At 40.5% G+C, this 11198-nt stretch carries 7 protein-coding genes and 1 pseudogene; 5 read left to right on the top strand and 3 right to left on the bottom strand.

The features are described 5' to 3' along the window. Nucleotides 1-100: 100 nt before the first annotated feature. Nucleotides 101-409, bottom strand: a pseudogene (locus H6G26_RS26190) (Uma2 family endonuclease); the annotation flags it as partial. Nucleotides 410-458: 49 nt separating this feature from the next. Between H6G26_RS26190 and H6G26_RS26185 the strand changes: the two are divergent. The 4 genes from H6G26_RS26185 to H6G26_RS26170 all read left to right on the top strand — a co-directional run bounded on the left by H6G26_RS26185 (nucleotide 459) and on the right by H6G26_RS26170 (nucleotide 5021). Further along, nucleotides 459-1169: a TIGR04283 family arsenosugar biosynthesis glycosyltransferase gene (locus H6G26_RS26185; RefSeq protein ID WP_190732665.1), complete on the top strand. Its 711-nt coding sequence runs from the start codon at nucleotides 459-461 to the stop codon at nucleotides 1167-1169. A gap of 351 nt (nucleotides 1170-1520) precedes the next feature. Next, entirely contained in the window at nucleotides 1521-2279 is a 759-nt protein-coding gene (locus tag H6G26_RS26180; protein ID WP_190732663.1) for a TVP38/TMEM64 family protein, read from the top strand. Then, nucleotides 2248-3030, top strand: coding sequence for a TVP38/TMEM64 family protein (locus tag H6G26_RS26175; RefSeq protein ID WP_190732661.1), 783 nt, complete (start codon nucleotides 2248-2250; stop codon nucleotides 3028-3030). Before H6G26_RS26180 ends, H6G26_RS26175 begins: the two co-directional genes overlap by 32 nt. A gap of 440 nt (nucleotides 3031-3470) precedes the next feature. Then, nucleotides 3471-5021 carry a mercuric reductase gene (locus tag H6G26_RS26170; protein ID WP_190732659.1) on the top strand — a complete coding sequence of 517 codons (1551 nt, stop codon included), beginning with the start codon at nucleotides 3471-3473 and terminating at the stop codon, nucleotides 5019-5021. 326 nt (nucleotides 5022-5347) lie between these two features. Here H6G26_RS26170 and H6G26_RS26165 read toward each other — a convergent pair whose 3' ends face one another. Then, nucleotides 5348-7963, bottom strand: coding sequence for a Calx-beta domain-containing protein (locus H6G26_RS26165; protein WP_190732657.1), 2616 nt, complete (start codon nucleotides 7961-7963; stop codon nucleotides 5348-5350). A gap of 1430 nt (nucleotides 7964-9393) precedes the next feature. Here H6G26_RS26165 and mgtE point away from each other — a divergent pair. After that, a complete protein-coding gene (gene mgtE / locus H6G26_RS26160; RefSeq protein WP_190732655.1) occupies nucleotides 9394-10794 on the top strand; it encodes a magnesium transporter in 1401 nt (466 codons plus the stop codon). Nucleotides 10795-10863: 69 nt separating this feature from the next. On the opposite strand, the gene H6G26_RS26155 is transcribed toward mgtE, so the two are convergent. Next, on the bottom strand, nucleotides 10864-11121 hold the full coding sequence (locus H6G26_RS26155) for a hypothetical protein (RefSeq protein WP_190732653.1): 258 nt from the start codon (nucleotides 11119-11121) through the stop codon (nucleotides 10864-10866). Nucleotides 11122-11198: the final 77 nt, after the last annotated feature.

Genomic DNA, 11198 nt, shown 5'->3' with positions numbered 1-11198 from the left:
TTTGTTCTAAAAAGCTCAAACACAGAGGTACTGGACAACGCTCTGAAGCTCCAAAATTTCATGTCAATAGTCAGCTTTTTAGCCTTAACTGAACCGTATTGGTGAGTGCATTCCATCTCTCTTTTCTTATCCAAGCTACATCAGGAGAACGGTTTGCACCATTAGGAAGTTTAAAGCAGGTGGAAGAATCGAAGCAAATTCCTAGTTTAGTTTGGCGATTCCAAATTACAAAATCTGCCGAAATTTCTGAATTACGATTTCCAGTCTCTCCGCCTGTAGGTGACATTATTAGTAGTTTTCCCTGTGCATTGCGTTCAAATTTGACTTCAGGGTTTTCCCGACAGAGTTGATAAAATTGGTTGTCAGTGAGTTGAATAATAGGGTTCAAGTTGACGGTGATAGCTGTCATAGGGATTATCTTGAGGATGACATCAACTTTAGCTAAATTGTAAGCAATCATGAGTCAGAATATTGACGCAGCTAGGATTTCTATTATTATTCCGACTCTTAATGAAGCAGAGAATATTAAAGAAGCAATTGTAACTACTCAACTCAACACAAATATAGAAGTAATCATAGTAGATGGTGGCTCCAAAGATGACACCATAGAAATAGCTCAGTCTTTAGGTGTCAAAGTTATCTCATCGTCTCCAGGGCGTGGTGTGCAAATGAATGTCGGTGCTGTAGCCGCGACAGGAGATATTCTGCTGTTTCTTCATGCAGATACCCGTTTACCGACTGGATTTGATGAGATGGTTCGCACAGCGCTACAACAACCTGGGACTGTGGCTGGTGCATTTAACTTGCGGATTGATGCGTCGCTTTTAAGTTTAAGATGGGTGGAGTTGGGTGTAAATTTGCGATCGCATTTTTACCAAATGCCCTACGGCGACCAAGCAATTTTTTTAACAAAAACAGTATTTCACCAAATTGGCGGTTTCCCTGAATTGCCTATCATGGAAGACTTTGAACTCATCCGTCGTTTAAAACGCATCGGACGGATTGTAATTATCCCTACACCAGTTGTTACCTCAGCCCGTAGATGGTTGCGAAAGGGAGTGTTTAAAAATACGCTACTTAATCAAATAGTAATTATTGCTTATTTACTCGGCGTTTCACCTGAACGAATTTGTAGCTGGTATTGCCGAGAAAAATTTAAGAGAATTTAAGCTATTTCTCATGTGCTTAGTATATCTTAGGGGCATCGGATTTGAAGTGTTAAGGGTCTTAACACGAAGCTTCAGATTCTAAACACGAAGTTTTAAGTTCTGAACACGAAGTTTCAAGTTCTGAACACGAAGTTTCAGGTTCTAAACACGAAGTTTCAGGTTCTAAACACGAAGTTTCAGGTTCTGAACACGAAGTTTCAAGTTCTGAACACGAAGTTTCAGGTTCTGAACACGAAGTTTCAAGTTCTGAACACGAAGTTTCAGGTTCTGAACACGAAGTTTCAAGTTCTGAACACGAAGTTTCAAGTTCTGAACACGAAGTTTCAAGTTCTGAAGGTAAAACTTATAAAAATGAGGAAGCCTGTATTAAATCCCAAACTCAAACTACTACTCTTAAGTTGCCTAATTGCCACTCTCATAATTGCTGCTAAACAGTTAAACATTCAGGGACTTTTACAGACATCAGTCATTTGGGTTGAGAGTCTTGGCGTTTTAGGGCCTATCGCCTATATAGTAATTTACAACTTGGCAACATTACTATTTATCCCCGGTTCTCTCTTAACGCTCAAAGGCGGTTGTCTGTTTGGAGTATTTTGGGGGTCAATATATGTGCTAATTGCTGCAATAGTCGGGGCAATCTTGGCTTTTATCATTGGACGCTACCTTTCACGGGATTGGGTTTCTCGACAAATGGACAAACATCCTAAATTTAAAGCAATTGATTTAGCAGTTGCTAAAGAGGGATGGAAAATTGTCTTTTTAACTCGTCTCTGTCCCCTTTTTCCGTTCAATTTATTGAATTACGCTTTTGGCGTAACACAGGTTTCCCTCAAAGACTATATATTGGGTTCCTTTGGCATTATTCCTGGTAGTGTGATGTACGTTTATATTGGTTCTTTAGCTGGTAATCTTGCCATGATTAACACGTCTGATCAACCAATTACTCCAGAAACTCAAGTCTGGCAATGGATAATGCGAGTAGTTGGGTTGATTGCTACCGTTGCTGTGACTGTATATATTACAAAAGTTGCTCAAAAAGCTCTAGCTCAAAGTGTGGCATTAGAAGAAATAATAAACCATGACAAAACTAACAATCATTCAGATATTTAAAAATATTAATGCCAGAAAATTGCATAAGTTTTTTAACCTAAGTGTATTAATCTTGCTGGCATTGGCGAGCATTTTCATATTAAACACAGACCCGGCTGTAGCACAAGAATCTGCAAATTCAAATTCTTTTAATCCCCAAGCAATTTTACGGGATGCCTTGCAGTGGATTGATAGCCTTGGTACAGTGGGAGCGATCACTTTTATTGCCCTTTACATTATCGCTACCGTAGCTTTTTTTCCAGGTTCTATTCTCACCTTGGGAGCGGGTGTAATTTTTGGTGCAGTTTGGGGTTCTCTCTACGTGTTTATCGGTGCAACCCTTGGTGCTACGGGTGCTTTCCTTGTGGGACGTTATTTAGCAAGGGGCTGGGTTGCTGATAAAATCGCAGATAATAAAAAATTTGCCGCCATTGACCAAGCAGTTGGTAGAGAAGGATTAAAAATTGTCCTGTTAACGCGACTCTCACCTATATTTCCTTTCAACTTATTAAACTATGCCTTTGGTATCACAGGAGTTTCACTTAAAGACTACTTCATCGGCTCTGTAGGCATGATTCCCGGAACCATCATGTACGTTTATATTGGTTCTCTTGCAGGTAATCTTGCCATGATTGGTACTGAAGCTCAACCCACCAACCCGACTTTACAATGGGCAATTCGGATTTTGGGTTTGATTGCTACAGTCGCTGTCACAGTTTATGTCACTCGGATTGCACGCAAAGCTTTAGAAGAGGAGGTAATTAGCAATTAAAAATTCAAACCCCTTCTGCTAAAGATAAATTATCAAGGAAGGCAGGAGGCAGAGGGCAGTTCTTGCTGGAGGAAAACTGCACTTCGGCTACGCTCAGTGTAAACCTTCTGTTTCCTGCCGCGACCTAATGGAGCAAGGGTTTAAGACAAGAACTCCAAATTTTCAATTTGGTGGCTCTTTTTCAGGAGGGGTTTGAATCCTATAAGTGAAAAAACCTTCTGCCTCCTGCCTCCTTCAACCATTGTTGAAACCTTTATACAGAAAAGCTTCAATAGTATCTGTCAATTCCAGACGGACAAAACAGTTCAAAGGCTGTATTCGTTATTAAATAAGCATTAAAAATAAAAAATTGAGCCGCCTAAATTTATAGGGATTCTTAATTTTGAAGAACGCAAAGGCGTTGGCTTGAGCATTTTCAATTCTCAAATGAGGTTCCACCAATGTCCAATTCAGATTTAGAGAGAGTTACAGTTCGCCCAACAGATGAGTATAACCAAAAGTTGGTGTCATACGTCCATCCGCCAAATTGGGTTAATCCTCAATCGGCAGATGTTTACGATTTGGTGGTAATTGGTGCTGGTACTGCGGGATTAGTGGTGGCTGCGGGTGCGGCGGGTCTAGATTTGGGTTTAAAAGTGGCGATAATTGAAAAGCATCTCATGGGTGGAGATTGCTTAAATGTTGGTTGCGTACCATCTAAAACTATTATTCGGTCTGCTCGCGTTGTTGGCGAAATTTGGAATGCTCAAAACTTGGGTGTTAATATTCCCCAACATAATATTGATGTTGATTTTCCCAAAGTCATGGCAAGGATGCGGCGAATAAGGGCTGGTATCAGCCCTAATGACTCGGCGGAACGGTTTCAAAAGTTGGGTGTCGATGTCTTTTTGGGTAGCGGTCGATTTGCGAATAAAAATACTGTAGAAGTTGGCGATAAAACCCTCCGGTTTAAAAAAGCTGTAATTGCTACTGGCGCAAGAGCCGCACAATTGTCGATTCCGGGAATTGAAAAGGCGGGTTATTTAACTAATGAGACGGTTTTTTCCCTAATTCAACGACCGGAACGTTTGGCGGTGATTGGTGGCGGCCCCATTGGTTGCGAATTGGCGCAAGCTTTCCGGCGCTTGGGTTCTGAGGTGATACTTTTCCATAGCGGTTCTCATCTTCTAAATAAAGAAGATGTTGAGGCTGCTAAAATTCTGCAAAAGGTTTTGATTAGCGAAGGAATTCGCGTGGTGCTGAATTCTAAGTTGGAAGAAGTGGTAACTGTTACCGAGGGGAAACGGCTTTACTTTTCCTCCAATGGTCATCGAGATTCGGTGACAGTAGATGAAATTTTAGTCGGTGCGGGGCGATCGCCAAATGTAGAAGGTTTAAATTTAGAATCAGTAGGGGTGGAATACGACAAGCACCAAGGTGTAAAGGTAAATGATTATCTCCAGACAACGAATCCCAAAATTTATGCAGCTGGTGATATTTGCATGAACTGGAAGTTTACCCATGCTGCTGATGCTGCGGCGCGGATTGTAATTAAAAATACGCTGTTTTCTCCCTTTGGCTTAGGACGCTCGAAACTCAGTAGTCTGGTAATGCCGTGGGTAACTTATACTGACCCAGAAATTGCCCACGTAGGACTATACGAAGACGAGGCGCAAAAATTGGGTATTGAGGTGACGACAATTAAAATACCTTTTAGTAGTGTAGACCGAGCGATCGCAGATGGTGAAGAATCAGGATTTCTCAAAATCCACCATAAAAAGGGGTCTGATGAAATTCTTGGTGCAACTATTGTTGCCAGTCATGCAGGTGAGATGATATCAGTTATAACTACGGCAATAGTGAATAAGATCGGTTTGAGTAAGTTAAGCAGTGTAATTCATCCTTATCCCACTCAAGCCGAAGCGATTAAAAAAGCAGCCGATGCTTATCGTCGCACCCTTCTGACATCAAACACTAAAAAATTATTGGGATTTTTGACAAAGTTATCTTGACCAAATTCAGTGAACAGTCAGACAACTGTTTACTGATAACTGTTGTCTAAACAACGTGATACCAATTTGAAAAAAGAATGCGACAGATGGGTAGGGGCACAACATTGTTGTGCCCTTACAAATAATTGATGTGTCGCAAACATTATTTGAATTGGTATGAGTTCGATGAACTTCTCTCTCCCAGCCTCCCTTTCCGTTTCGGAGAGGGAGGAGCAATGAAAAATTCATTTTGCTCCCCTCTCCGACACGGAGAGGGGTTGGGGGAGAGGTCAAATAAGACTTGTCGAACTCACGTTAAACAGTTCGGAAGCGAGTAATCTCACCTTCTATGAAGTTTGTCTAGTAAAAGGTCGGAAGCGAGCAATTTCACCTCCTATCAAGTTTGCATAATAAAGATTACCATCCTTTCCAGTGGTGATTTGTACAGGCACCCCCAGATTAGGTATGTCTGCTTGAGATGCAAACTGCTTAACTGAGACAAATTTGCCCTGACTATCGAATTTCAAAGCATCGATAGTTCCTTGACTGAAATCAGCAATGAATAAGGCATCTTGATAGATTGATGGGAAAGTATTGCCTGTGTAAAAGTCACCCATAGTAATAGCATTAGAACCAAAATGCTTGTAAGTGTAGGCTGGTGCTGTTACAACTGTGCCACTATTATAGAAGGCTTCCGCTACATCCAGTTTAGAATAGGTTGGTTGTTTTAAGCTGACCATATTGTTATTTGCATCAAGGCCACCTTCATAGAACGGCCAGCCAAAGTTGGCTCCTGGTTTTCCGATATTGATCTCTTCGTAAGAATCGAAGCCAACATCACCAATTACGGGGGTATTGGTGTTTTTATCAATTGTGAAACGGAAAGGGTTACGCAAACCTAAGTTATAAACTTTGGAACTATTGCTATTAGGATCACCGTTGTAGAAAGGATTACTTGATAAGCCTTGACCAGTAATTGCATCAATCCGCAGGATCTTACCAGACAGATTATTGACATCCTGAACACGAATTGCTCGGGAATCTATGCCATTGTAAGAAGTGCCATCTCCTAAGCTCACAAACAGAGAACCATCAGTGCCAAAACGCACAGAACCAACTGAGTGAGATTCACTATCGTTAGCTATAAAATTTTGGACATTTTGAACTTTGTCGAGATTATTGAGATAATCCTGTAAGCTGGTAAACCGCTTACCAGTATCTTTGTTGAGAATTCCTGATGGAGCGTAGCCAAGTGAGACATTTGTGCTATTTCCATCTGGGCGGCTAATATTCTCCCAAGTGCCATTAGTACCTAGCAGCACAACTTCACTGCCAGCAATAGCAGTAGTGTAATTAGTCTTGCGGTCAGCTTCTACCCTAATTAGCCGTGCAGTCCGATTCCCATTCTGATCGGGATTGTCTAATCTGCTATTGGGATTGTTTTTAGGGTTGGTTGGGTCGGTTTCTGGTGGATCGTAGGTATATAACAGGTAAACGTAGTTTTTGGGGTTTGTAGCTTTGCCAAAGTCTGGATGTACGGCAATGCCTAAAAGACCGCGATCGCGCGTATCATTAACCTGTGCAGAAATATCGATAAATGGTGTTGATAATAAAGTGCCTTTGTCTAAGACTTGCACTACCCCATTTTTCTGGGCAATAAACATCCGGTTACCGTCAGATGTCCAGTCAAAAGCTGTGGGTAGATTCAAGCCAGCAGCTACCGTCTCTAAAGCAAAGTTACCAATGTCATCATCGATAATATTGATAGTTGCCTGTTGACTATTTAGCTGCACTCCAACGGCGTTACTAAACTTCAAAGTAAATGTTTCATTTACCTCTCCAACTGTGTCATTAATAATGGGGATAACAATGGTCTTGCTGGCTTGTCCTGCTGCAAAGGCTAAGGTTCCAGATACAGCCTGGTAGTCAGAACCAGCTTTCGCAGTCCCATCCACGGTTGTGTAATTTAGACTAGCAGTCCCCATAGTGTTACCCCGTGTAACTGTCACCGTAGCAGTACCGTCATCCTCATTAACTACTGGTTGAGTGAAGTCTAGGCTAGAGCGGTCATTATCTTGAATCGTAATTCCAAGAGTTCTTTGAAGTCCTAGTGTTGCCCCCTCTGCTTGATCAATGACAAAACTAAAGGTCTCCTCTGGTTCTGCTAAGGAATCGTCATTGATCGGAATGGATATCTGTCTGCTGCTTTGTCCTGGCGCAAAAATAAGTGTTCCAGCGCTTTCGGTACCTTCAGTTCCGTAGTCAACTCCTGCTTTGGCAGTACCACCTATAGTTGCATACTTGATTGAAGATGTGGTGGTTAAATCACCAGTTTTCAGCAAAGTTATAGTAACACTACCAGCGCCTTCGTTAACTGTCGTGGAAGATGATCCCAAGGTGATACTGGTTTGAATATCTGGTGAATACAGTTGAGACTGAGGAATAATTTCTTTGGTTTGAGAGGAACTTGACCAAGCCAGTTGAGAAACGGCATTGTATTTATTTTCGTAGTACTCAAGTTTAATATCGTACTTCTGACCTGCAACCAGTGCGATCGAGCCAGTATGTTCTGTGGCAGATTGATTGACAAACTTATCGATGAGTAGTTGATTATTCACCCACAGTCGCACACCATCATCACTACTGGTATAGAACTTGTAAGTCTCGCTGTACTCGGCTTTCACTTGACCTGTCCAACGCGCTGAGAAGGTATCTGCACCGATGGATGAATCTGGAGAACTACGACCCCAGTTAAAGTTGACTGTCGGATCTGTGCGAGTTTGCTTCAAGTTGGTGAAGTCGATGTTGTCGTAGTACTCTGCTTTGAGTCCATCTCCCTGAGAGAGCAAGCTGGCGCTAGCGGAAATACTGGGTTGTGCTTGATCAATACTCTGTAAAGATGATTGAGTACTAATTATTGGACTTGGAGATGTTGATAACTGTTGCTTTTGTAAAGTATTCATTGGGATATATGCCTCACAATAGTTCTAAAACTAATTTCATGATTCATGTTTAAAAATCAGTTTTAGATTGATTTTTTCAAAACCATGCGTAACAAGTTTGGTTATACATAAATGTATTTGTTGATATTGATGTGATCTCACTTAATTACTGATACGCTTTTCTTTGCTGTCTACTCCTTTGCTAATTTGCTTTACTACTCCACTACCTATCGGATCAACTTCCAAATAAAACACTATGAAGTATATTTATTGCTTTATATGTCCTAAAAGCAGCTAGATAAAAAATCTATATGACAAGAATTGCTAAAGATTACTTTAAGGTGTATTAGTCCTTATAAATCTTTGTTTTCTTTCAATAAATTTATAACTTTTGATGATGTAAATTAAGTTTAGTGAACTTAATAAAAACTTATAAATTACCTCTTTTGAGAGCTTTTAATATCACTGATGTGCAGGTACATGAAGTTCAGGTGAACCAATGCCTAACTAGGCAAACATATACTTAAGTATTGAAAAGTATAATTTTACATATTTATCTTCAAGTAGTTTTTTAAAATCAATCAACTATACATTGGACAATAGATAAAGGTCTTATGTCTATCTTTTTTGTGGAACTTTATTTAAAAATTCACATTAATAGATACCTTTTTAAAGCAATATCAAAGTTTTGATGAACTTTCAGTAACGATTACTAACATACGTAAGTAACAATTACTAACATACGCATAATCTCATGTTTTTCTCTGCAAAAATATTAATTAGATGAAAATTGGATAAAGAAAATTTTTAATTATTTAAAGATTTGAAAAACTATCATTTATCTCTGCTTCATTTTGACTGCAATTTTATATTTATATTTTTGTTATAATATCCGGCAGAAAACCTGATTTTGACCATAAGTTTATATTTATATCTTTGTTATATAGCTAATCAAGATTCAAATTGCATACAGCACTTTGCAACTAAATGAGGTACAGAACCAAGGATTCACAAATCAAATTATTCTTCTTCCTCCTGCCTTCTGCCTCCTGCCTCAAAACCAGTGACTTTGTACTTCATGCAAAAGAAAACTGCTGTAATCATTGGTCATTAGTACCAATGACTAATAACTCGAAATCCTACGGCTTTGAAAACGATGGCGTCGCGCTTGCGGGAGCGTATCGTCAAACAAGCGATGTTTTTGCAGTCGTGGGAGACTAAGCTAATTGGTAATAAAAGCTGCAAACCCTTTCCCTTGCCTCCCTTACCTCCCCTGCCTTCACGCATCATTGTTAAACAATCAGCGTCCGAAACCTTGATTATTCAGTTAAGTTACAAAAGTTTTCAATTTATTCCAAGTCAGAAAAATCACAAGTTTAATGCCGCACATTCCCACTTTCCCCTAGACTAAGGGCAGCAACCTTGTTCAAACTGGCTGAGGAAAGTGGACTTTGACTGAGACAAACAATTTAAACTCTACCATCCAGAATGTCTCACGCAGGGAATTGCGAGATTTAGTGCGGACTCAGCTGCAAATGCTCCTAGAAACAGGAGACTTGCAGGGGGCAAAAGCTATTCTCGTACCTGTGCAGCCTGCGGATATTGCCGAGGCGATTGAGGGTTTGCCAGAAGCGATGCACGCTTTGGCTTTTCGCTTGCTTTCTAAGGATGAGGCTATAGAGGTTTATGAATATCTCGACTACAGTGTTCAAGAACGCTTAATTGAGGAACTTAAAAGTCAGGAAGTCCGCGATATTGTCGATCAAATGTCGCCGGATGACCGAGCTAGGTTATTTGATGAATTACCGGCAAAAGTCGTTAATCGTCTGCTAGAACAACTGAGTCCAGCAGAACGCCAAGCTACAGCCCAACTATTGGGTTATGAAGCTGATACTGCTGGGCGAATCATGACGCTAGAGTTAATTTCACTGAAAGAAAACTTTACAGTATCTCAAGCCCTAGAGCGAATTCGCAACTTAGCTAATGCCAGTGAGATGATTTATTATCTTTATGTCATGGATGCAGCAAGGCGCTTAACGGGGATTGTATCGTTGCGGGAGTTAGTAACGTCTCAGCCTGAGCAAATTATTGGCGAAATTATGACCCGTGATGTGGTGTTTGTCCACACTGATACAGATCAGGAAGAAGTTGCCAGATTAATCCAAAGATATGATTTTCTGGCTGTGCCTGTAGTAGATCGAGAACAGCGTCTAGTAGGTATTGTCACCGTGGATGATGTGTTTGATATTCTGCAACAAGAAACCACCGAAGATATCTATGCCTTGGGTGGTGGTGTGCAGTCGGGGGGTGACAATTATTTTCAGATGGATTTACTAGAAATTGCTCGGAAGCGGGTTGTATGGTTATTGGTTTTACTTGTAACCAATACGATTACAGGAACGATTATTAAGTCGCAAGAAGACCTTTTGGCAAAAGTGGTGACACTAACAGCGTTTATCCCTTTGCTGACTGGTACTGGTGGTAACGTGGGTGCCCAATCTTCTACAGTCGTGATTCGGGGGATGAATACTGATGAAATCCGATCGCTTGGCGCATTACAGGTAATTGGCCGAGAGGCGATCGCAGGGGCATTGTTGGGAGGAATGTTAGGTGCGATTGCTACTGTCTGGGCTTATTTTCTGCAAGGACGATTAGAAGTAGCGATCGCTGTCGGCACTAGTTTAGTAGCTATTTCTATTTTAGCTTCTATTTCCGGTTCAGCACTGCCATTTCTATTTCGCTACCTTCGTTTAGATCCGGCATTAATGTCTGCACCATTTATTACCACAGCAGTTGATGTCGTGGGCGTTTTGATTTACTTCAATTTAGCAAGGGTAATTTTAAAGTTATGAAAAGAGTCATTTGTCATTTTTCATTCGTCATTTGTCATTAGTGAAGAATAAAGTACAAATGACTAATTTTTACAATTCTGATTCTGTGTCTGGAGCAACAATTTCGCCAGTACCTAATTGCAATATCATGTCCTGATCAGTAATCAATCCACTGAGTTCTTTTACTTGCAAATTCATTTCTTCACAAGCTTGTCTGAGTTCTTTAGCAAATTTGTTGAGGTCTTGACCATAGCCACATTGATAAGCAGCAGTTTCAATTCCTTGTTTGGCATTTGCTCTAGCACAATCTACTAGTTCTGTGCCATACAATGGTGTAGGAGATGCCATAGACGTAGTTATTATTTCTTCAATGTTTGCTGCTAGATAGACTATCAATATTTCAATATTAATTCATCCCTCTAATG

The sequence above is a fragment of the Nostoc sp. FACHB-888 genome (assembly GCF_014696655.1).
In the GTDB taxonomy this organism is placed as follows: Bacteria; Cyanobacteriota; Cyanobacteriia; order Cyanobacteriales; family Nostocaceae; genus Nostoc.
The sequence above is the reverse complement of the archived record's forward strand: the minus strand, read 5'-3'. Positions and strand labels throughout refer to the sequence as shown.